12 protein-coding genes are annotated in these 25132 nt (G+C 39.4%); all 12 read left to right on the forward strand.

What is annotated here, in order from left to right; genetic code table 11:
• The first annotated feature begins 174 nt into the window (after nucleotides 1-174).
• The 12 genes from LQ227_RS14810 to LQ227_RS14865 all read left to right on the forward strand — a co-directional run bounded on the left by LQ227_RS14810 (nucleotide 175) and on the right by LQ227_RS14865 (nucleotide 25064).
• Nucleotides 175-3411 carry a TonB-dependent receptor gene (locus LQ227_RS14810; protein ID WP_230140836.1) on the forward strand — a complete coding sequence of 1079 codons (3237 nt, stop codon included), beginning with the start codon at nucleotides 175-177 and terminating at the stop codon, nucleotides 3409-3411.
• A 37-nt stretch (nucleotides 3412-3448) separates the two neighbouring features.
• On the forward strand, nucleotides 3449-5464 hold the full coding sequence (locus LQ227_RS14815; protein ID WP_230140837.1) for a RagB/SusD family nutrient uptake outer membrane protein: 2016 nt from the start codon (nucleotides 3449-3451) through the stop codon (nucleotides 5462-5464).
• Between the two features lie 395 nt (nucleotides 5465-5859).
• Complete coding sequence (locus LQ227_RS14820) at nucleotides 5860-7515, forward strand: polysaccharide lyase family 1 protein (RefSeq protein ID WP_230140838.1); 1656 nt, start codon at nucleotides 5860-5862, stop codon at nucleotides 7513-7515.
• Nucleotide 7516: 1 nt separating this feature from the next.
• Nucleotides 7517-9148: a polysaccharide lyase family 1 protein gene (locus LQ227_RS14825; RefSeq protein WP_230140840.1), complete on the forward strand. Its 1632-nt coding sequence runs from the start codon at nucleotides 7517-7519 to the stop codon at nucleotides 9146-9148.
• A gap of 188 nt (nucleotides 9149-9336) precedes the next feature.
• On the forward strand, nucleotides 9337-12498 hold the full coding sequence (locus LQ227_RS14830; protein WP_230149803.1) for a DUF6298 domain-containing protein: 3162 nt from the start codon (nucleotides 9337-9339) through the stop codon (nucleotides 12496-12498).
• Between the two features lies 1 nt (nucleotide 12499).
• Nucleotides 12500-13900: a glycoside hydrolase family 140 protein gene (locus LQ227_RS14835; protein WP_230140845.1), complete on the forward strand. Its 1401-nt coding sequence runs from the start codon at nucleotides 12500-12502 to the stop codon at nucleotides 13898-13900.
• Nucleotides 13901-14165: 265 nt separating this feature from the next.
• Nucleotides 14166-15092 carry a glycoside hydrolase family 43 protein gene (locus tag LQ227_RS14840; protein ID WP_230149804.1) on the forward strand — a complete coding sequence of 309 codons (927 nt, stop codon included), beginning with the start codon at nucleotides 14166-14168 and terminating at the stop codon, nucleotides 15090-15092.
• A 100-nt stretch (nucleotides 15093-15192) separates the two neighbouring features.
• Nucleotides 15193-17025, forward strand: coding sequence for an exo-alpha-sialidase (locus LQ227_RS14845; RefSeq protein WP_230149805.1), 1833 nt, complete (start codon nucleotides 15193-15195; stop codon nucleotides 17023-17025).
• A 194-nt stretch (nucleotides 17026-17219) separates the two neighbouring features.
• The gene (locus LQ227_RS14850; RefSeq protein WP_230149806.1) at nucleotides 17220-18554 is read left to right on the forward strand and encodes a sialate O-acetylesterase; all 1335 of its coding nucleotides are present in this window, start codon (nucleotides 17220-17222) and stop codon (nucleotides 18552-18554) included.
• Nucleotides 18554-21328, forward strand: coding sequence for a glycoside hydrolase family 2 TIM barrel-domain containing protein (locus LQ227_RS14855; protein WP_230149808.1), 2775 nt, complete (start codon nucleotides 18554-18556; stop codon nucleotides 21326-21328). The genes LQ227_RS14850 and LQ227_RS14855 overlap by 1 nt, the downstream gene beginning before the upstream one ends.
• Before the next feature lie 230 nt (nucleotides 21329-21558).
• Complete coding sequence (locus LQ227_RS14860; RefSeq protein WP_230149810.1) at nucleotides 21559-24297, forward strand: alpha-L-rhamnosidase; 2739 nt, start codon at nucleotides 21559-21561, stop codon at nucleotides 24295-24297.
• A gap of 101 nt (nucleotides 24298-24398) precedes the next feature.
• The gene (locus tag LQ227_RS14865; RefSeq protein ID WP_230140858.1) at nucleotides 24399-25064 is read left to right on the forward strand and encodes a DUF3826 domain-containing protein; all 666 of its coding nucleotides are present in this window, start codon (nucleotides 24399-24401) and stop codon (nucleotides 25062-25064) included.
• The last annotated feature ends 68 nt before the right edge of the window (nucleotides 25065-25132 follow it).

The following is a 25132-nucleotide window of genomic DNA, read 5'->3' on the forward strand; positions in this document are numbered from 1 at the left end:
TTTTTTACGTCTATTTCTCTGCTCTCTTAATACGCTCCATTTATAAAAGTTAAAACGATACTATAATTGCTCAGTGGATTAAAGATTAGAAACTTTTGATCATTGAAGAGATAACAACACTAAAAGCAGGCGGTAAATTGTCTAAATAGAATTAAAAACTAACCAAATAATAAGATGAACTTAAAATTTTTACGCAAAATTTCTTTGTCCTTGCTATTTATGCTACTGGCAAGCACAATCCTTTTTGCACAAGAGCGAAAGATTACGGGTAAAGTTGTCGATCAGGCTGATGGGCAGGGAATCCCGGGGGTAAACGTAAGTTTAAAAGGTGTTCCCAGCAATGTGAGTACCAATTCTGACGGTGTTTACACTATTCAGGTAAAATCTGATGCAGATGTGCTTGTATTCTCATTTATAGGATATGTAAGGCAACAGGTAACAGTAGGTAAACAAACCAATATTGTTGTACGTTTAGTTCCTGAAAATAAAAGCCTCGAAGATGTGGTTGTTGTTGGTTATGGCACGCAAAAGAGAAGTCATTTAACAGGTGCTGTTGTAGATATAAAGGCAACTGAAGTGGAAGACTTACCTGCAAGTAATATAGGTGCTGCACTGGCGGGAAAAATATTGGGTGTTGGGGTGAGCGGAGGTATTTCAAGACCTGGTTCTACAGCAAAGTTGACCATCAGAAACCCAAACACTATTTTCTCGAAAGATGGCGGTTCTACCGACCCGCTATATGTAATAGATGACGTAATTCAGATCAATCCTCAAAACGGACAACCTGATGCTACGCTCTTTAATAACCTTGATCCTTCTGAAATAGAAAGTTTATCTTTCCTAAAAGATGCGTCTGCAGCTATTTATGGTACAAGGGCAGGTAATGGAGTAGTATTAGTAAAAACTAAACGTGGCAAAATCGGACCTCCACGTATCAGTTATAGCGGCTCGTATGCCTTTAATGATGAAGCTTACCGAACTAAAATGATGAGTGCCTATCAGTTTGGGATGTATTATAACATTATGAACGGGCCCAATGGAGCTAATGTAAATCCAACAGGTGCTTCAGCAGCTGATAGTTTTTTTAGTCAGGACGAATTAGAGCATTTTAAAAACATTAATTATGATTGGTTAGAAGATGCATGGAAATCATCCTATAACATGAAACACACTTTAAGTATCTCGGGAGGTACAGACCGTGCAACCTATTTTGGTGATGTTGCTTATTACAAGCAAGATGGAAACCTTTCGAGCCTTGATTTTAAACGTTGGAATTTTAGATCAGGAGCCGATATTAAGGTGGCAACCAATCTCAAGGTTGGTTTGCAGGTTTCGGGAAACAATAGTGAGCTCATTAAAACCTTTAATAAAATTGGTAGTGAGTTAGACGACAATGATTATCGTAACCTCATTCTTGCGCCTCGTTACGTGCCGATGTACATTAATGGATACCCTGTAAAACTACCAGGAACCACTAATGATTTTTCTACCTATCATTTCTACGAAATCGAGAAATTAGGCAATCTGGCGAACACCAGAAATACCAACTTTACGATAAATTTAAATGCTCAATATGATATTCCGTTTGTTAAAGGTCTAAGTGCAAGAGCTGCATATTCTAGAAATATGGGTAGCAGCAACGGATCACAGATCGGAACAAAATATAATGTTTATACCTTTAAAAAATTAGGTACTAATGAACATATTTACGACGGGGCGACATTACCAACAGCTCTTGTTGCTTCTAATGGTAATCGATTATACTATTCCAATACGACACAAAGTTCAACTCAATCAAACTTTGTGCTAACCTACAACAGGTCGTTCGGAAAACATACGATAGGTGCTTTAGCTACGGTAGAAAGATCTGAGCAAGCCTTTAATAATGAGGTTGTATTTAAAGCAGATCCGATCCAACAAACAAATGGCCAGTTTAACTCGGCAACCGGCGCGATAGATGGAAGTACTACAAAATCAGAAGGAGGATCACTATCATATGTTGCAAGAGCAAACTATAGCTACGCAGATAAGTACCTTGCAGAATTTATGTTTAGAAGCGATGCTTCTACCAAATTTGCACCGGGTAACTATTGGGGTAATTTCTATTCAGGCTCATTGGGCTGGGTAATTTCAGAAGAAGATTTTTTTAAAGTACCTGGTATTGACTTCTTAAAACTAAGATACTCGATAGGTTTATTAGGGAACGACCAAACTAAGGCTTGGTTATGGAGACAGCGTTATACCTTCCAGGATGGTAAAGGAGCAGTATTTGGTGGAGATGGAAATGCAACAGCAGGTTATAAAATGGAAGCATCTCCAAACCCTGATGCAACCTGGAGCGACGAACTTAAAAATAACGTAGGTATTGATGCTAAATTTTTAAAAAACCGACTTACATTATCTTTGGATGGTTATTATAATCATGCAACAAATATTTTAACAGAAGTAACATCTAATATTCCAATCACGATTGGTGGTTCAGTAGCCTCACAAAATTATGCTACAGCAGATTACTTTGGCTACGAACTGGGAATTGGCTGGAACGATAAAATCGGAAAGGATTTTAGTTATGGCGTAGATTTCAGGTTTGCTTGGTCAGATAATAAAGTAATCAAAGCAGATTACAACGCAAATGATGTTCTATATCCTTGGAATCCACGCAATGGAACTTCATCTGATGTGGGCAAATGGGGTTACGATTATTTAGGCATGTTTAAAGATCAACAAGAAATCGATGCTTATGTAAGTCAGTACAAAATTACCTCCGTAAATCCAGGTGCTGCCGGTAGCGGATCAGCAGTGTTGGCCAAAGATTTAAAACCAGGCATGCTCTATTATAGAGATGTTAGAGGACCTTTACAACCTGATGGATCTTTTGCGGCCCCAGACGGTATAATTGACTTTAATGATCAGGTACAGTTATCAAAAAAAGCCACTAATCATTATGGCTACGGAACAACATTAAAAGCAAATTATAAAGGAATAGGAATAGAGGCGGTAATTTCAGGTTCCTTTGGTGGATGGTCGGAAATCGATGCCCGTAAAAAAATGAACAATTCTATTTCACGTACTTTTGCAAGTGTGCCTGAGATCTGGGGCGATATTTATGATCCCATCCTAAACCCAACAGGTACTATGCCAAACCCAAATTGGGAAGCAACAAGTTTAAGTCCAACATCAAATTTCTGGAAAGTTTCTTCTTTTAGAATGCGTTTGGCAAGCATACAGTTAAATTATTCCCTTCCTAAGCGCTGGCTCGAACAAGTTAAAGTAAGTAATGTGCGTGTTTACGCAAGCGCGTTAAACCCTTATAATTTCTATAACCCATATTCTTATAGGGATAGTGATACAGCATACGACGTTTTTCCGAATCTGAAAACTTTTTCTTTTGGATTAAACGTAACTTTTTAACAAATAAAAAATAGTTGTACTATTAGATTTTAGAGACATGAAAAAGATTAATAAAATATATGTTTTGGTTTCGCTGGTTATATTAATGGCGAGCTGCAAAGACAGTTTTTTAGAAGAGAAAAAAGATTATGCAGGCTTTAATGAGCAGGTTTTTCAAGAAGCCCCACTGGCTCAGGGCTATGTAGATTATGTTTACGGGTTGTTTTTACCAGCAAACAATGGTACGCCTAATGTGCAGGTGCAGAGTGCTACAGATAACGGCGCTTACAGTTCGGCATTTACACAAACTACCGATGAGCTGGCAGGTGAAACAGATTGGAATAAAGAGTGGGCCCAAATTTCATATGTAAATACAAATGCATTAAAATACTTTGGACAACGTTTGCCAAATAGTGTAGCCAATAATACCTGGACACGTATGAAAGAGATCAACCTTTTTCTACAGGAAATCGATAAACATGGTTTAACAACAGATATAACCAATAAGTTTAAAGGACAGATGTACTTTTGGAGAGCCTGGCAATATTTCGAACTGGTAAAGTTATATGGCGGGGTACCGCTGGTTTTAACGCCTCAAGATCCCATTGTTTCTTCCGGACCTGCGAATGAGATACAAAGAAGCTCATCTTCTGCCTGTATAGAACAGATTGTTAAAGATCTGGATATGGCCATCTCCCTTCTGCCCGGAAAATGGACAGGAGTAGATAATGGTAGAATTACATCGGGAGCTGCTGCTGCACTAAAAGGCAGGGTACTCTTAACATGGGCAAGCCCGCTTTTTAACCGCACTGATGACAGGGCACGTTGGGATAGAGCCTACCAGGCAAATTTAGCAGCCAAAACTTTATTAGAAGCTAATGGCTTTGGCTTATATAAAGTAGGAGGAACAGCAAATGGAGTGGCATGGGGAAATATGTTTATAGCTGATAACAGTATCGAATCTGTATTCGCTTTTGGCTTTAATGCGTTAACAACCGGAAATCCACAAAAAAACAATGGTTGGGAGCAGGCTACACGTTCACGTGAAATTAATGGCGCCGGATCAATATCGCCAACCAAGCAGATTGTGGATGCCTTTCCAATGAGAGATGGCAAGCCGATTACCGCCTCATCATCAACATATCCTTATTCTGACGCTAAATTCTACAAAAATAGAGATCCTAGGTTTTATAAAACATTTGTATATAATGGAGCCATCTGGCCGTATTCGGGTGCAACTAATTATAAGCAATGGACATATGTTTGGAAAAAAACGGCAACAGCTGGCTATAATGGCACTACTGAAACAAAAGGAGCCAATGCTAGCGGTATATATTTATGTAAAGCAAATAATCCAAACGCAAACAATACAATTGGTAACTTTAGCAATAGTCCGACCGATTATATGGAAATAAGATTTGCAGAAGTTGTACTAAATCTTGCTGAATCAGCTATTGGTGCAGATAAACTTAGCGAAGGTTTTGAAGGCATTAAATCTATTAGAGATAGGGCAGGTATTTTAGCCGGTACTGATGGATCTTATGGTTTGGGTGTTGGTTTAAGCCGCGACCAATTATTTGCAGCTGCTTTAAACGAAAGAAAAGTGGAATTCGCCTATGAAAGCAAACGCTTCTGGGATCTAAGAAGATGGATGCTTTTTGAATCTGGCCCTACCGCCACAAGGTTAGGTTTTACACCTTTAAATGGTACGCGTAGAACAGGGTTTTATATTGGAGTTAAAACACTTGCAGGTGCTGATTATGTTGGTGCAAATGATCCTTTGTTAAAACCGGCCTCAGGGACGGCTCCACTTATCGATAGAGATCCTGCAACTTATCCTGCCGGAATTACCACCTACGATCAATACGTAGATTACCTTTACGATAACTATTTCAAGATCAGTGTAAGAGACGATCTTGATAAGACAAGTCCGGCTAACTGGAAATTTACATGGTATCCACAATATTATTTCTTCGGCATCAATCAAACGGTATTGTCAGCAAGTCCATATCTACAACAAACAACAGGTTGGGATAGCATGAATGGTGCTGGTACCTTCGATCCATTAAAGTAATTACAGAAGATCTTCGGGGCGGTTTGCTCACTGCCCTGGTTTTTTTATATTTGGTTTGGAAAAAGGGGACATTAATTTGTCTCCTTTTTTTTTATTTAAGAATGTTACATTTATATATGAATTTTATTCCTATCTTGTAACATGGCTGCGAGAATGAATTTAATTTGTTACAGGCATTTTTGCCAATTGATAAGATGGTACAATAGCTAGCCAAAATTATACATTAAACAGCTGCTTTTTGCATGCAAATTTGAAAGATAATATACTTTCTAACCAAAATTACTTACAAGGATAGACAAAGAAATGAGCCACGATTTTCAATATCAGCGATTAGATTTTTTTCTGCTAGTCAAAAATATTTCGTAATTTCTTTCTCTTCCCAACGAACAACACAAATGAAAAAGAACATTTTAAATCTGTTGCTAACAACAGCATTAATACTCTCCGCAAATTATACGTTTGCCCAATATCCAAACATTCCTGCCGATATTAAAAAATCATCTGATTCGATGATGAAAGAAGCCTATCACCAATCTGATATTGCCTGGGAGAAAGCAAAGCCTATTATTGCAAAAGAGGCCGCTCAGGGCAAGCCATATATTCCTTGGGCGGGTAGACCGACTGATTTGCCACAATCAGATTTATTGGCTTTTCCAGGTGCAGAAGGTGGAGGCGCTTATAGTTTTGGTGGCCATGGCGGTAGGGTTATTGTAGTTAAAAACCTAAACGATAAGGGACCTGGTTCTTTGCGTGATGCCTGTGAACAAGGTGGTGCAAGGATTGTGGTTTTCAATGTTTCAGGGATTATCAGATTAAAAACCCCGCTTATTATCCGTGCACCTTATATCACTATTGCTGGCCAAACCGCACCTGGTGATGGTGTTTGCGTGGCCGGCGAGTCGGTTTGGTTAAATACACATGATGTAATTATACGTTTTATGCGTTTTAGAAGGGGAGAAACCTTTGTTGGCCGTCGCGATGATGCCATTGGAGGTAATCCAGTAGGTAACATTATGATCGATCACGTTTCGGCGAGCTGGGGATTGGATGAAAACATGTCGATGTACCGCCACATGTACAATGATAGTACTGGCAAAGCAGAAGAGAAATTGGGGACGGTAAATATTACGATACAAAACTCTATTTTCTCAGAGGCACTAGATTATTGGAACCATGCTTTCGGTAGCACCTTAGGTGGAGAAAACTGTGCCTTTGTACGTAACCTTTGGGCAGATAATGGTGCCCGTAACCCATCAATTGGCTGGAACGGAATTTTTAATTTTGCTAACAATGTGGTTTTTAACTGGAACAACCGCTCAACTGATGGCGGCGATTATACCGCACAATATAACATCATTAATAACTTTTATAAACCAGGTCCGGTTACCGAACTGAAAGATCCGATTAGTTACCGCATTTTAAAACCAGAATCTGGACGCAGTAAATTACCCTATGTTGTTTTTGGCAGGGCTTATGTAGCTGGAAATATAATTGACGGTAATGAAAAAGTAACCAAAAATAACTGGGATGGAGGGGTTCAATTGGAAGATAAAAAAGGAAATTTAATGTCTTTCGATGAAGCAAGTAAATATTTCGCAGCGATGAAAGCTAAGAGTCCGTTTCCAATGCCTAAGATCAGTATTATCCCTACTTTAAAAGCTAAAGAATATGTATTGGCAAATGCCGGTGCAACTTTACCGAAAAGAGATCCGGTTGATACCCGTGTAGTTAAACAGGTTGCCACAGGTAAAATCGAAGTACATCCTGATGCTAAACCATCTGCTTTTCAGTTTGAACACCGCAGATTACCAGGCGATTCTTACAAGCAAGGCATCATTACAGAAGTTTCTCAGGTTGGAGGTTACCCAGAATATAGAGGCACACCATATAAAGACAGTGATGATGATGGTATGCCAGATGCTTACGAGCTTAAAAATGGTTTAAACCCTAAGGATGCAGCTGATGCTGCTAAAACTACAAAAAGTGGTTATGCAAACATCGAAGTATATTTAAATAGTGTTGTTCCGGTTTCAATTGTTAAGCCCAACTAATATGCGTACCTGGAAATTAATTTTTAGCATAATAGCGCTGTTTGGTATTGGAAATGTAGCTTTTGCACAATATCCGGTAATCCCAGAGGCAATGGAAAAGAAAGCCGATTCGCTTTTAAAAAGCATTGAAGAAAAATCTGAACTGCAATTTTTAAAAGTAAAACATATTGTAGATGAAGAGGCAAAACAGGGTAAACCTTATATTCCATGGGCAGCAAAACCAGGTGATTTACCACAAGCTAAAACAGTGGCCTTTCCGGGCGCTGAAGGTGGTGGTGCTTATTCTTTTGGCGGCCGTGGTGGAAAAGTTTACGTAGTAACCAGTCTTGAAGATTCGGGCAGCGGAACTTTACGTGAGGCCTGCGAGCAAGGCGGTGCGCGAATCATTGTTTTTAACGTTTCGGGGATTATCAAATTAAAAACACCACTGATTATCCGTGCACCTTATATTACCATTGCCGGTCAAAGTGCACCTGGCGATGGGATCTGCGTGGCTGGCGAATCAGTTTGGATCAATACCCATGATGTAGTGATCCGCTATATGCGTTTCCGTCGGGGAGCAACAGATGTTACCCGTAGAGATGACGCCATCGGCGGAAATCCTGTTGGAAACATCATCATCGATCACGTTTCGGCAAGTTGGGGATTAGATGAGAATATGTCGATTTACCGCCATGTTTACGATCCAAAAGACGGTTCTAAACCTATAAAACTACCCACTGTAAACGTTACCATCCAGAATTCGATCTTTTCAGAGGCTTTAGATACCTATAACCATGCCTTCGGAAGTACAATTGGCGGTTTGAACAGTACTTTTATGCGTAATCTTTGGGCATCAAATATCAGCCGGAATCCTTCTGTTGGCATGTATGGCGATTTTGGTTTTGCCAATAATGTGATTTTTAACTGGTGGAACAGAAGTGCCGATGGTGGCGATAATGCTTCATTTTATAGTTTTATTAACAATTATTATAAACCAGGACCCATTACTCCGACAGGAGAACCGATTTCTTATCGTATCTTAAAACCTGAATCGGGCAGAGATAAAAAGTTTGCCAACGAATTTGGTAAAGCTTATGTAACCGGTAATATTATAGAAGGAAACGAAAAGGTAACCAAAAATAATTGGGATGGTGGTGTTCAACCTGAAAGCAAAAGAGATAAACAAAAGTTGTTAGATTCGATGAAAGTGGATAAACCTTTGCCAATGGCTAAAATTTCCATCATCGATACCAAAAAAGCTTATGATTATGTTCTGGCCAATGCCGGTGCATCTCTTCCTGTTAGAGACGCTGTTGATCAACGCATCATCAGGCAGGTAAGCACTGGTAAAATTGATCATGTTGAGGATGGGAAACTTCCAGCTCAACAAAGTTATGTAAAACGCCGTTTGCCTGCTGATTCATACAAAAAAGGCATTATTTCCGACATTGCACAAGTTGGGGGGTATCCTGAATATAAAGGAAAACCTTATGTAGATACAGATCATGATGGAATACCGGATGCCTGGGAAACAAAAAACGGACTAAACCCAAAAGATGCTAAGGATGCCTCAAAAATTTCGAAATCAGGTTATGCCAATATCGAAGTTTATTTGAATAGTTTGGTAGATATCAATAAAGTGAGACCGTAGAAAGATTAAAGAAAAAAGACTAAAGCTGAAAGGCTGATAATCTTAAGAAGAATCGTCATCTCGACTGAAGCGAAGCGGAATGGAGAGATCTATCCAAATAGATTTCTCGACTGCGTTTGCACTCTGCTCGAAATGACGATCAAGAGAGAAAGAAATCCTCAATGCCTTTGTGGTTAAAAAAATAAAATATGCCAAAAACTAACCATATATTAAAAGCTATGCAACTAAAAACCTTACCGTTTTTGGTAATGGCGCTTTTGGCGACTAACTTTTCATTTGCCCAAAAAACAAAGCCGGTAGAGCCACCAAAACCTATCTTTAAAGGGAAGGATGGCAAGATGGCTTATACACCGGATGCAGATGGAAACCGGATTCCCGATTTTTCCTATGCTGGTTACATGGCAGGAGAAAAAGCCATTCCTAATGCAACAATTAAGGTAGTTGTTCCTGTTTCAAAGGGCGATGCCACCTTAAGGATTCAATCAGCCATTAATTATGTTTCGAAATTACCCCTAGGTAAAGATGGATTACGTGGCGCCGTTTTATTAGAAAAAGGAACTTACGAAGTTGCCGGAACATTAAGGTTGTCAGCTTCTGGAGTAGTGCTCCGAGGAAGTGGAATGGGCGAAAACGGTACAAAGATTTTTGCTACGGGTTTAGACCGGATTGGCGTAATCAGGATTATAGGTCATAAAAATAGGATAGAAGAACAGGCAATCGCAGTTACCGATACTTATGTGCCCGTTAATGCAAATAAAATTACACTGTCTAATGCCAATGGATTTAAAATAGGTGATCAGATCATCATTAACAGACCTTCAACTAAAGAGTGGATCGAGATTCTCAAAACGGTCGAGTTTGGTGGTGGAGAAAGTGCTTTGGGATGGAAACCAGGGACAAGAGATATTCATTGGGATAGAAAAATTATCGCCATTAATGGCAATACAATAACTTTCGATGCGCCAATTACAACAGCTTTAGATGCTAAATATGGTGGCGCAACGGTTTCGAAATATAAATGGGATGGAAGAATTGCACAATCTGGCGTTGAAAACCTGAAAATCGAATCAGATTATCATAAAGAAAATATTAAAGACGAATACCACCGTTGGACAGCTATCTGTTTAGAAAACGTACAAGATGCCTGGGTTCGTCAGGTGGTTTTTGAGCATTTTGCAGGTTCTGCAGTAAATGTTTTGGAAACTTCAAAAAGGATTACTGTTGAAGATTGTAAATCGTTAGCTCCAATTTCCGAAATCGGTGGCGAGCGCCGTTTTACTTTTTTAACAACTGGTCAGCAAACACTTTTCCAAAGGTTGTACTCAGAATATGGTTATCATGATTTTACTGTTGGCTTTTGCGCGCCAGGCCCCAATGTTTTTGTGCAGTGTCAGTCTTATTTGCCTTTCAGTTTTAGTGGCGCAATTGATAGTTGGTCATCAGGCGTTTTATTCGATATCGTAAATATCGACGGACAGGCTTTAAGTTATTTAAACCGCGGACAGGATGGGCAAGGTGCTGGCTGGAGTGCTGCAAATAGTGTTTTTTGGCAATGTAGTGCCGCAAGGGTTGATAATTTTCAGCCGCCAACAGCTCAAAACTGGGCTTTTGGAACCTGGTCTCAATTTGCTGGAAATGGCTATTGGGATATGTCGAACGAACAGATCCAGCCACGAAGTTTATATTATGCCCAACTAAAGGATAGATTAGGAAGTGAGGCGGATAGCAGGAATTTTGTGCTCCCTGTTGAAACAGAAGCATCAAGCAGTCCGCCTGTAGATGTTGCGCTAAAACTGACAAAATTAGCCTACAAACCTGCTTTAACCGTTGCAGAATATATTGATGCAGCACCTGACAGGAATAAAATCCCGACGGATGCCGGCTCGGCAAAAAACATTGATAAGATCGGCTTAGATAAAGTTATCCAAACTCCACTTGCAGGCGCAATGAGCATCAAAAATGGCTGGTTAGTCCGTGGCAGCGAAATCGTTCTCGGCGGTCGTCAGGATGTGCCTTGGTGGAACGGAAGCGCCCGTCCGTATGGATTAAAAAATGCCAAGTTTCATATCACACGTTTCGTTCCTGGTCGTTCAGGTAATGGCTTAACAGACGATCTTGATTCGATGACCGATGCCATGAAAAACGGTCAGGTTAAAGTGCTAGATCATAATTATGGCCTTTGGTACGACAGAAGAAGAGATGACCATGAGCGCATCCGCCGTATGGATGGCGAGGTTTGGGCACCTTTTTATGAATTGCCTTTTGCTCGTAGCGGACAGGATAAAGCCTGGGATGGTTTGAGCAAATATGATATTACCAAATACAACCTTTGGTATTGGGATAGGTTAAAGCAATTTGCTAATCTGGCTGATCAAAAAGGCCTGGTTTTAATCCACGAAAACTATTTTCAACACAACATTATCGAGGCCGGGGCGCATTATGCCGATTTTCCCTGGCGTACTGCAAACAATATCAACAACACGGGTTTCCCCGAACCTGTACCGTATGCTGGCGACAAACGCATTTTTATGGCTGAGCAGTTTTACGATATCAGCAACGAACACCGCAAGGCAATCCATAAAGCTTACATCAGAAAATGTTTAGCGAATTTTGATGGAAACACAGGCGTTATCCAGTTAATTGGTGCCGAATTTACCGGTCCGCTGCACTTTGTTCAGTTCTGGATCGATACCATTAACGAATGGGAAAAAGAAACAGGTAAACATCCGATTATCGGATTAAGCGTAACCAAAGATGTTCAGGATGCGATTTTGGCTGATCCAAAGCGTGCCAGAGTGGTAGACCTGATCGATATCCGTTATTGGCATTACCAGGCCGATGGAACGGCTTACGCGCCACAAGGTGGCTTAAGTTTGGCGCCACGGCAGCATGCACGTTTGTTAAAACCTAAAAAAACATCTTTCGAAGAAGTTTATCACGCCGTTTCAGAATATAAGAATAAGTTCCCAGAAAAGGCTGTGATGTATTCGGGCGATAGCTTTGACAGTTTCGGTTGGGCAATTTTAATGGCAGGAGGTTCGCTCTCTAACGTCAATGGAATTGATGATTCAATTTTAACTGCAGCATCTTCGATGAAACCATATTGTTTTGCAGATAAATCTGCAAAACAATATGGTTTAGAAAACCCTGGCAAAGCTTATATTTTGTATAACGCTTCTGCAAATGCCATCAATCTTGATTTGAGCAAAATATCTGGAGAATTCAACGTAAAAGTGCTGAACACGAGAACAGGGAAGCTGCTTAAAGAAGAGAAAATTAATGCTGGCGCTATTGCTAAGTTAGAGAAGGTTGGATCAGGAGACGAAGTTATCATCATCAATAAAATTTAACATGAACATTAAATCTAAAATATTTCTGCTTGTTGTGGTTTCTTGCTTAGCTTTTGGCTGTAAGAAAAAACCACACTTTGGCGATAAAAGTCTCTTGGTTTCAGAGAATGGAAGATATTTAACCACTGGTGATGGCAAACCATTCTTCTGGCTTGGCGATACGGGCTGGTTGTTGTTTGGCAGGTTAACAAGAGAAGAAGCAAATACTTACCTCGAAGACCGCAAACAAAAAGGTTTCAATGTCATCCAGGTAATGTTATTACATGATGTTCCATCTAGAAATGTGTATCTGGATTCCTCAGTTGTTCATGCCGATGTTTCAAAGCCGATGCTTACACCGGGCAATAATCCAAAAGATTCTTTGGCTTATGATTATTGGGATCATGTAGATTATATCGTTGATCAGGCAGCAGAAAAAGGCCTTTACATGGCACTAGTGCCTGTTTGGGGTACAAATGTTAAAGCTGGAAAAGTTAAAAAGGAACAGGCAAAAGCTTATTCTGAGTTTTTGGCGAAACGCTATAAAGAGAAATGGAATATCATCTGGCTCAATGGTGGCGATATTAAAGGCAGCGATAAAAAAGAAGTTTGGAATACCATTGGCGAAACTTTAAGGGCAAATGATCCCAATCACCTCATTACTTTCCACCCGAGGGGAAGAACTGCCTCATCGCAATGGTTTCAGAATGCAAAATGGTGCGATTTTGATATGGTTCAATCTGGTCACCGCCGATATGATCAGGATACCTCTAAAAATGAGAAATTACATTATGGAGAAGATAACTGGAAATACATTGAAGCCGATTATAAACTGAAACCAACGAAGCCGACAATTGATGGTGAGCCTTCTTATGAGGATATTCCACAAGGTTTGCACGATACGCTCCAACCACGCTGGACAGATAGTGATGTAAGAAGATACGGTTACTGGTCGGTTTTTGCAGGTGCCTTTGGCTATACCTATGGTCATAATTCGGTGATGCAGATGTATAAAAAAACAGATTTAAAACCTGCTTATGGCCCTAAAGACCAATGGATAACGGCTATAAATGCACCAGGCGCTAAACAGATGCAGTATTTGAAAGATTTAATGTTATCTCATTCTTATTTCGATCGTGTGCCTGATCAGACTTTGGTAGCTGGAAAGAACGGCGAAAAATATGAACGGGTTATAGCCACAAGAGGCGAAGAATTTGCGATGTTGTACAACTATACAGGAAGAAATTTCAGTGTACAAATGGGTAAAATTGATGGTGACGAAGTAAAAGCATCATGGTTTGATCCAAGAACAGGGAAAATGATCCCAATTGGAGAATTTGAAAATAAAGGAATAAAAGAGTTTAACCCACCAGGTGAGCCTGCAAATGGCAACGATTGGGTATTGGTGTTGGAAGAGATATAGAAGAGTAGCGATAGGCATAAGGCGTTGATTCTGTGTAAGATCGTCATTGCGAGAAGGAACGACGAAGCAATCTTTTTTGTTCGCCATCCTCGCGCAAAATCGTCATTTCGACTGGAGTGCAACGGAATGGAGAAATCTATCGCGACAGTTAAAAAAATGTCATCCTGAGCGTAGTCGAAGGACAATCTTTTTAACAAATTACAGAAAAGGTCTTCGACTACGCTCAGACTGACAATTGCAAAAAAGAAATAATTAAAGAAAAACAGTGTTTAAACCCAATTCCATATTATCATTTCGCATAGCCATTATTGGCCTGCTTTTGTGCGGATTAAGTTCCTGTTCAAAACAAGCTTATTTATTTACCTCCTTCCACGAGCCAGCCAACGAAGGCTTGAGGCTTTTGTACAGTTATGATGCTTACCATTGGGCAGATTTAAATAAAACCTTCTTGAAACCCGAAGTAGGAACACAAAAAGTTTTACGCGATCCATCAATCGTTCAAGGCCCGGATGGAACCTTTCATTTGGTTTGGACCTGCAGCTGGAAAGGCGATAAAGGTTTCGGCTACGCAAGTTCTAAAGACCTGATCAACTGGAGTGCACAAAAATTTCTTCCAGTAATGGAAAGTGAGCCAAAAACCGTAAATGTGTGGGCACCGGAAATATTTTACGATAATGAGAAAAAAGAATATGTAATCATCTGGGCTTCAACCATACCGTTCCGCTTTGCTAAAGGAATAGAGGAAGAAGAAAATAACCACCGGATGTATAGTATTACAACTAGAGATTTTGAGACTTTCTCAAAACCAAAACTGTTTCTCGATCCCGGTTTTAGTGTGATTGATGCGGTTATTGTGAAACGGGCAACCAAAGATTATGTGTTGGTTTTAAAAGATAATACCCGCCCGAACAGGAATTTAAAAGTTGCTTTTGCAAAGGATGCTTTAGGTCCTTATGAAAATATTTCTGAAACTTTTAGTCCGAAATTAACGGAGGGACCAACGGTTGTTAAAGTTGGAAAGGATTGGCTGATTTATTTCGATGCCTACGGACAAAAGATTTATTCAGCTTATAGAACAGCCGATTTTAAGTCTTTTAAAGATGTAACTGCGGAGATTTCAATCCCCGAAGGACATAAACATGGAACAATTATAAAAGTGAAAAGAAGAGTTATTAAGGATTTATTGAAATAGTAACCACCAAGACACAAAGAAAAAAACGTCATTACGAGAAGGAACGACGAACGAATACAAGACTTCGTGCCTTAGTGTCTTGGTGGTAAAAAATATAAACATGAAAATATTTAAAATACCTTGTTTAAGCTTACTATTTGCATTTGCGATACAAAACTCGCAGGCGCAGGATACGGTGCGTTATACAGGTAAAACCTTAGTTAATGCAGATTATCATCATGGGCAACTTTCGCCGGTGATGGGTGTACACAGTATCCAAACTTTTAGGGCAAACAGGGAACATCCAGAACTGGCCGAAAACTTTGGCTGGACCTACAACCATGCGCCGATGTTGGCTTATTGGAATAACAAATTTTACATCGAATATTTGAGCGATAAAATTGGAGAAAGTATCCCGCCAGGACAAACATTATTACAGTCCTCAAAAGATGGCTACACCTGGACTAAGCCAGATGTTGTTTTTCCGATTTACAGGATTCCTGATGGAACCACAAAGGCGGGTAGAACTGATGTAGCTAAAGATTTAGATGCCGTGATGCACCAACGCATGGGCTTTTATGTTTCTACTAAAAACGTGTTCCTTGTTTTGGGTTTTTATGCCATCAGTTTTGATGCAAAAGATGACCCAAACGATGGTCATGGAATTGGCAGGGCAGTAAGAGAAATTCAGCCAGATGGAAAATACGGGCCAATTTATTTCATCCATTACAATCCAGGTTATTCGGAGAAAAACACCAAATATCCATTGTATACCAGAAGTAAAAGTAAAGCTTTTATTGAGGCTTGTAACGAGTTATTAGCTAATAAATTAATGACACAGCAATGGAATGAAGAGGCAGATAGAAAAGACCCTTTAATTACTTTACAAAAACAGTATAAGGCATTCAGTTATTACCACTTGCCTGATGGAAGAGTAGTTGGTTTATGGAAAAATGCTTTAACAGCAATCAGCAATGATAACGGTAAAAGCTGGCCTGAAAACGCGTCGCGTGCACCAGGTTTTGTAAACAGTAATGCCAAAATATGGGGACAAAAAACTGCTGATGGTAACTACGCAACGGTTTATAATCCATCTGAGTACAGGTGGCCTTTAGCCATTTCAACAAGCAAAAACGGACTCGATTATCCCAATCTTTTGCTGGTGCATGGTGAAATTACGCCAATGCGTTACGGAGGTAATTACAAATCTTACGGTCCGCAGTATGTTCGCGGTATTGAAGAAGGGAACGGAAAACCTGCCGATGGAAAATTATGGTTAACCTACAGCATGAATAAAGAAGATATCTGGGTTTCTTCAGTTCCGGTACCCGTTAATGATAAGGCTACACAACACGTAAATGATGATTTCGGTAAAATACCAGCTGATAAAGCGCTCGAAATGTGGAACATATACAGTCCGCTTTGGGCGCCTGTTAAAGTCGATAACGGTGCTTTGGTTTTAAAAGATAAAGATCCCTTCGACTATGCGAAAGCCGAAAGATTGTTTCCTGCATCCAGAAAAATTATTGCTTCGTTTTCGGTTACGCCAAAGCAAAATGATTTTGGTTTGTTGGAAATCGAATTGCAGGATGCAAAAGGAATGGCAACTGTACGCCTGACATTTGATACTGCAGGAACTTTAAGCGCAAAAGCTGGTGCACGGTATAAAAATTTCATGAAATATGAGGCAGGGAAAAGTTATGATATCAAGTTGAAATTAGATGCGTTTACCCGATTTTACACCATCACTGTTAATGGGAAAGATGCATTAACAAGTTTGGCTTTTCAGCCAGTTGCCGATGTTTCCAGAATTGTTTTCCGCACCGGCGATGTTCGCCGTTTTCCTGATGTAGATACACCTGCCGATCAAACCTATGATTTGAAAAATGCAGGGGAATCAGAGAAAAAAGAAGCTGTTTATTCGATTAAATACTTAAAAACGGAGGGATTTTGAGGCAGTTGGCAGTTTTCAGTTCGAGATTTTCAGTTTTTACCTCGTTGCGTGCTAAAGCGTTCGTCATTCCGATCGCCTCATCGTCATTGCGAGGAGGCACGACGTGGCAATCTTTCTTACTCGTAGCCATTCTTGCTTTGTTCTCCTTCTCCGCTAATGCAAAAATTCTTTTGCCTCAGATCTTATCGAGCAATATGGTTTTACAACGGGATAAACCCATCAATATCTGGGGTTTTGCTTCAGTTGGCGAAAAGGTAGAAGTAACGTTTGCAGGTCAGAGAAAAGAAGCTGTTACCGATAAAGAAGGAAAATGGCTAGTTGTTTTAGCGCCGCTTAAAACATCAGCAAAGCCGCAAACGATGTCTATCACTGGCTCAAATAAAATTATATTAACCAATATTCTAGTTGGCGAAGTTTGGGTGTGTTCAGGTCAATCCAATATGGAGTACGCCATGCGCAAACTGGCTAAAATTCCGAAACCGAAAAATGAAAAGTTGGGTTTCCCTGCTGATGAGGTTGCGAAAGCAAAGAACAATCAGATCAGGATTTTTCTGGTGAACCGTAAAACATTAAACAAACCCGATTCGATCCACAAAAGCTGGTCTGTAGCCCAAGATTCCGCTTTACGTGCTTTCTCGGCCGTAGGTTATTTCTTTGCGAAAGAAATTCAGGAAAAATTAGGTATTCCCGTAGGCATGATCTCTTCGGCCATTCCAGGCAGCGCCATTGAACCGTGGATAGCAGAAAATGCGTTTGCGCAGGAAGATTACTTCAAAAACCAAAAAGTGGGTAATGATCCGGGTAAATTTTATCCGACAATGATCGAACCTTTAACGCAGTTTAAAATCCGCGGCTTTCTTTGGTATCAGGGCGAAACCAATTGTTTTCTGAATGAGAAAATCAGCTACGCCTATAAAATGAAAGTATTGATCAATAGCTGGCGAAAAGCGTGGAAGGAAAACGATCTGCCCTTTTATTATGTTCAGATTGCACCTTTCAATTATTCTAAAACCAAAGGCAAAGTACCTGTTGATGAAAATACCGAACCTGAATTCTGGGAAGCACAGACTCAGCTGTTGAGATTACCGAATACAGGTATGGTTTCTACCAATGATTTAACTGATTCGAACGAAGATCTGCATCCAACATACAAATGGGAGGTGGGCAGAAGATTGGCGCTTTGGGCTTTAGCAAACACTTACAATCAAAAAAATGATTTTTCAGGTCCGGTTTATAAAAGTGTATCATTTAAAAACGGAAAAGCTTTGCTTGACTTTGATTATTTAAAATCGAATGTATCAAATCTACTGAATGGCTTTACCATAGCTGGAAAAGACGGAAAGTTTATCGATGCAGGCGCTTTTGTTAAAGACGGAAAAGTTATTGTTTCAGCAAAAGAAATTACCGAACCAGTTGCCGTTCGCTATAACTGGACAGAAAGTCCATCAGGAAATTTTTACAGTAATGCTTTACCTGCATTGCCTTTTAGAACCGATAATCCCTTAACTAAAACTTTTAAAACCAATTAATGAAACGCAGATTTATACTTTTCTTGTGTTTAACAACCATGTTTTGCTCCCTAAAAGCACAGCAAACGGAGAAATTATACCTATCAGGAACAGGAAACGACAATACCGTTAACTGGGATTTCTTCTGTACGGCTGGTGCAAATTCGGGCAAATGGACCACCATTCCCGTGCCATCAAACTGGGAATTGCAAGGTTTTGGAAAATATAACTACGGTTTCAACAAAGAGGAAAACAAAGGCAAAGAACAAGGACTTTATCAGTATAAATTTAAGGTTCCTACAAATTGGAAAAACAGAAAAATCAATATTGTTTTCGAGGGATCGATGACGGATACCGAGGTTAAAATCAACGGAAAATCTGCAGGAGAAATACATCAGGGTTCGTTTTATGTGTTTAAATATGATATTTCTAAATTGGCAAAATTTGATAGCGATAATTTACTTGAAGTAAAAGTATCTAAACATTCAGCTAATCAATCAGTTAATGAAGCCGAACGGAAAGCAGATTTCTGGATTTTTGGAGGTATTTTCAGACCAGTTTACCTTGAATCTTTGCCTTTAACACATATCGATCGAATTCAGATTGATGCCAAAGCTAACGGAAATTTCGATGCCAAACTTGCTTACACAGGTGATGCCGATAAAGTTGAAGTAGAAGTTTTTACGAAAGATGGTAAACGTTTTGGAGATCGATTTACCACTTCAATAAAGAAAGGAACACAAAGTATAACGCTTAGCCATCAGTTTTCCAATCCGCAATTGTGGTCGACAGAATTTCCAAATCTATACACTGCAACATTCACTTTAGTTAAAAATGGCAAAGAAATCCAACAGCTTTGTAAAAAGATAGGTTTCAGAACGGTAGAAGTAAAAGAACGTGATGGTGTATATGTAAATGGGGTGAAAATGAAATTTAAAGGTGTAAACCGTCACTCTTTTTATCCATCCTCAGGCAGAACAACAAGTAAAAAAATCAGCATTGCTGATGTGCTGTTAATGAAAGAAATGAACATGAATGCCGTTCGGATGTCGCATTATCCACCAGACGGACATTTCTTAGACGTTTGTGATTCGCTCGGTTTATTCGTAATGGATGAATTAGCGGGCTGGCACGGCACTTATGATACGCCTACGGGAACAAAATTGATGAAAGAAATGATGTTGAATGATGAAAACCATCCATCAATCATCTTTTGGGCAAATGGAAATGAAGGCGGACATAACCGCGAACTTGATCATCTTTTTGCAGAAGAAGATATTCAAAAACGTCCGTTAATCCACCCTTGGGAAGTTTTTGGAGGTTTCGAAACCACTCATTACCGCGAATTTAACTACGGGATTGGAAATTACGATCATGGTCATAACATTTTAATGCCTACTGAATTTCTGCATGGCATGTGGGATGGCGGTCATGGTGCGGGCATTGAAGATTACTGGAATGCCATGTGGAACAATCCACTTTCGGCTGGTGGTTTCCTTTGGGATTTTGCCGATCAGGCTGTAGTGCGTACCGATAAAAATGGAGAATTAGATACGGATGGAAACCATGGCCCTGACGGGATTGTTGGACCTTACCACGAAAAAGAAGGTAGTTTTTTTACCATTAAAGAAGTCTGGAGCCCTGTTTTTGTAGAGAAAAGAGAAATGACAGCTGGTTTTGATGGTTCGTTCTTGCTAGAAAACCGCTATGCATTTACCAATCTCAATCAGTGTACTTTCAACTGGAAATTAAAGAAATTAAAAGCAGGAACTGATGCAGCATTCAAATCTGGAAAAGCAGATGTACCAAATATCAAACCTTTCGAAAAAGGAAAATTACAAGTTAATCTTCCAAGCGACTGGAAAAGCTTTGATGCATTTTATCTCACCGCTAATGCACCAGACGGTAAGGAATTATTCACCTGGAGTTTTCCGATAACGCTGCCTAGAGATGATGCAGAGAAAATTGTTGTACAAACAGGTCCTTCAAAGGTAAATCTTAAAGAGGATGCGAAAGTTTATCAGGTTTCTGCCAACGGCATCAATTTAACATTCGATAAAACAACAGGTTTGCTGCAACAGGTTCAGAATGCCAAAGGTGTAGTTCCGTTTTCAAATGGCCCCATTTTACAGGAGGGTGTAAATAATTTTAAAAACTTCACTCAAAAAATAGATGGTGAAAATTTAGTGATTTCATCAAAATTTGATAAAAAAGAAAGTTGGAATACTTTAGAATGGACGATTTATCCATCAGGCTGGTTAAAAATGGAAGTGAAATATTTTCCATCAGATTACTTTACCACTTTCGTAGGACTGAACTTCTCTTATCCTGAATCAGAAATTAAAGCAGTTGAATATAAGGGAAACGGACCATACCGCGTTTGGAAAAACCGAATGAAAGGCACCCAATTTGGCATCTGGAAAAAAGATTATAATAATTCAGCAACTGGTGAAGCACCTTGGCAATACCCTGAATTTAAAGGTTATTATTCAAACATGTATTGGTGTGAGTTTATTGGTAAAAAACAATCTTTTAAAGTGATTACAGATAGGGAAGATGTGTTTTTAAGGTTGTTTACACCGAAAAAATCAAAAGATACAGAATATGATAACATGAGTCCGACATTTCCTAATGGTGATATTTCATTTATGAACGCAATTTCGGCAATTGGCACAAAAACACAAAAACCAGAAACTACAGGGCCCATGGGAATGAAGAATATTTATTACGATTTTGATAAAGCCCCAAGTAGGGCACTAAATATGACCCTATATTTTGATTTTTCAGGTAGATAGGTTTAACCGCAAAGAACGCTAAGTTTTTCGCAAAGCAAAAGAATAGCCCGCAGATAACGCGGATTTACACAGATGAGAAAATTATTGGTCTGCGTAAATCTTCGAAATCAGCGGAGCAAATAAATGTTTAACAGCAAAGCAAAGAAGAAACAATAATTAAAAAAAGTAAAAAATCAGTGTAATCAATTAATCAGTGCAATCCAACAATCTGTGTAATCATATACGAAGTAATGAACATTAAAATCTACATAGCGATCATCAGCATTTGGTTCCTATCCTTTTCAAAAGTGATAGCAGAGGTGTCGTTGCAAAATACCACCTGCGAAATGCTCGAGAATCCTTTGGGTATTGATGTTTTGAAACCCCGGTTGGCCTGGCATATCATCTCAAATGAAAGAAATGTAATGCAAACGGCTTACCAGATTTTGGTGTCTTCTTCGCCAGAGAAATTAAATGCTAATGATGGGGATTTATGGGATTCAGGAAAGATTAACTCACCAGAATCTATTCATATAGCTTACAACGGAAAAGTGCTTAAAAGCCGGATGAAAGTCTATTGGAAAGTTAAAGTGTGGACTAATGTTGGGCAAAGCGAATGGTCTGCTAACAACTATTTTTCAATGGGTTTGCTGTACTACAAAGATTGGCCGAAAGGCTGGATTGGTTTCGACAGGGCATTCGCCTGGGATAACATTAAAACTGATTCGCGTTTATCAGCCAGGTATTTCAGAAAAGAGTTTCAGAGCACGAAAGAAATCAAGTCTGCTACGGCATCAATCGTTGGTTTAGGTTTGTATGAACTCTACATCAACGGCAAAAAAGTGGGGAATGATGTTTTATCACCATCGCCTACAGATTATACCAAAAATGTAAAATATAATACATACGATGTAACCAGTTACCTTAAGAATGGTAAAAATGCAGTTGGCACGGTACTCGGAAATGGCCGTTTCTTCGCGATGCGCCAAAATGAAAAACCTTATAAAATTAAAACATTTGGTTTTCCGAAAATGCTAATGAACATCAACATCGTTTACAGCGATGGAACAACAGCAAATATTGATACCGACGATAGCTGGAAAGGCACAACGGATGGACCGATCAGAACCAATAACGAATACGATGGGGAAGAATACGATGCTACAAAAGAAGCTCCAGGCTGGAATAAGGTAGGTTTTGACGATAGCAAATGGGCAAAAGCAGAATTTGTACAAGAACCAGCAGGAACCATTGAAGCCCAGATGAATGAAAACATGAAAGTGATGAATACAATAAAGCCTGTTTCAATTACTAAACTTTCTGGTGGCCGGTATATTTTGGATATGGGTCAAAACATGGTCGGTTGGCTGCAGATCAAGGTAAAAGGCATAAAGGGCAAACAAATCAAAATGCGTTTTGCAGAATCACTTCAAAATAGTGGCGAACTTTTTACAGCTAATCTTCGCAATGCGAAATGTACCGATTTATACGTTTTAAAAGGGGGCGAATTAGAAACCTGGGAGCCTACCTTTGCTTACCGCGGATTTAGATACGTAGAGCTTTCGGGATATACTTACCAACCATCAGTGAATGATTTTCTAGGCAAAATGATTTATGATAACATTAAAACGGTCGGAACCTTCGAAACTTCAGATGCTTTAACCAATCAGATCTTCAAAAATGCCTGGTGGGGAATTGCCGGAAGTTATAAGGGGATTCCGGTTGATTGCCCTCAACGCAACGAGCGGATGCCTTGGCTTGGCGATAGGGGCGCTGTAGCTTACGGAGAAAGTTTTCTTTTTGATAACGGACGCTTTTATACCAAATGGTTGCAGGATATAAGAAACTCGCAGAAAGAAGACGGCGCCATTCCTGATGTTGCACCTGCTTTCTGGAGGTATTACAGCGATAACATGACCTGGCCGGGTGCAATGCTTTTGGTGACCGAAATGTTATACAAACAAACAGGCGATGTTTCAGCCGTTCGGGATAATTATCCAGCGATGAAAAAGTGGTTGGCCTACATGCAAGATCGCTACATGAAAGATTACATTTTGACCAAAGATAGTTATGGCGATTGGTGTATGCCACCCATTACCATCGAGTTTGGTCGGGGTAAAAGTGCAGACAAGAAATATCCTTCCGAATTAATCTCAACGGCATATTATTATCATTTCACGCAGTTGATGATACAATTCGCTAAGGTAAGCGGTAACGATGAAGATGTAAAAACATATGAGCTTTTAGGGAACAAAGTCAAAGATGCTTTTAATCAAAAATATTATAACGATAAAGGTTATTATGCTTCTAATGCCTTAACGGATAACATCATTCCACTTTATTTCGGAATGGTTCCACAAAATAAAATAGATCAGGTTTTTAAGAATGTCACTTATACTGTTGAAGTGACAAATAAAGGCCATTTAAGTAATGGTCTGGTCGGAATCCAATGGTTAATGCGCTGTTTAAACGATTATGGCCGACCAGATTTAGCTTATACAGTTGCAACACAGAAAACCTACCCAAGTTGGGGTTACATGGTTGATAATGGTGCAACAACCATTTGGGAATTATGGAATGGCAATACGGCTGATCCGAAAATGAATTCACAGAACCACGTGATGATGCTAGGCGATCTGCTGATCTGGTATTACGAAAACCTGGCAGGTATAAAATCTGAAGAGGCTGCTTTTAAAAAGATTATCATGAAACCTGAAATGATCAATGGTTTAAACTCGGTAAATGCCAGTTACAATTCGGTTTACGGGTTAATCAAAAGCAGTTATAGCAAAACCGCTAACGAGTTTAACTGGAACATTACCATCCCAGCAAATACAACGGCGTTGATTTATATTCCTGCAAATAATAAAAATGAAGTTTCAGAAAAAAATAAGTCAATAAAGGATTTAAAATTTGTAAAAATGGAGCATAATAGCGCTGTTTATGAACTTGGTTCTGGCGATTATGCTTTTGTGGTGGAGCGGAAATAAAATAATGGTTCGTGGTGACACGTACCATGGCGAGAAAAGATTACTGTATATAAGCCTCGGTTTGTGCCTTCACGAACCGAAACAATAATTAAAACACAATTATGAGAAAGTTTTTTAAACCATTTATGCTGATAACCTTACTGATCGCCTCAGTAAATGCATTCAGCCAAACCAAAGATATTGCTGTACCAGAAGAAATCCTGGCAAAGGCAAAAGAATGGACTTTTGCATTAAATTTAACCGACGCAGCAAAAAAATCTGCTGTCGAAAATGTAATTGCGGTTCATTTAACCACCATTAGAGATTGGCATAACGACCACCCATCATCAACTGTTCCTGACGGAATAAACCCGGCTACCGGCAATAAACTAAGTGATTTAGATAAACAGATTATTGCCGATTCTGCTATGCCGTCAACCGTTCATCAATCGCTTATGGATGGATTGAAGAAGAATTTAACACCAGAGCAGGTAGAAATCATTTTAGACAAATACACTATTGGAAAAGTTGATTTCACGATGAAAGGTTACAAAGCAATTGTTCCTGATTTAACTGCCGATGAGGAAGCAAAGATTTTGGCTTTTTTGAAACAAGCCCGAGAACAAGCTGTCGATTACAAAAACATGAAACAGATTTCGGCCATTTTCGAGATTTACAAAACGAAATCAGAGCAGATGTTAAATAATAACGGTCGCAGTTGGAGAGCACTTTACAGTGCTTACACTAAAAAAATAAAAGAAGAGAAAGCAGCCAAACAAAAGCAGTAGGCAGTTCGCCGTTTGAAGTTTTCAGTTTTGAATGTAAAAATCAAATCGGTGAAATCCAATGATCTGTG

This window comes from Pedobacter sp. Bi27 (assembly GCF_918698255.1).
GTDB lineage: Bacteria > Bacteroidota > Bacteroidia > Sphingobacteriales > Sphingobacteriaceae > Pedobacter.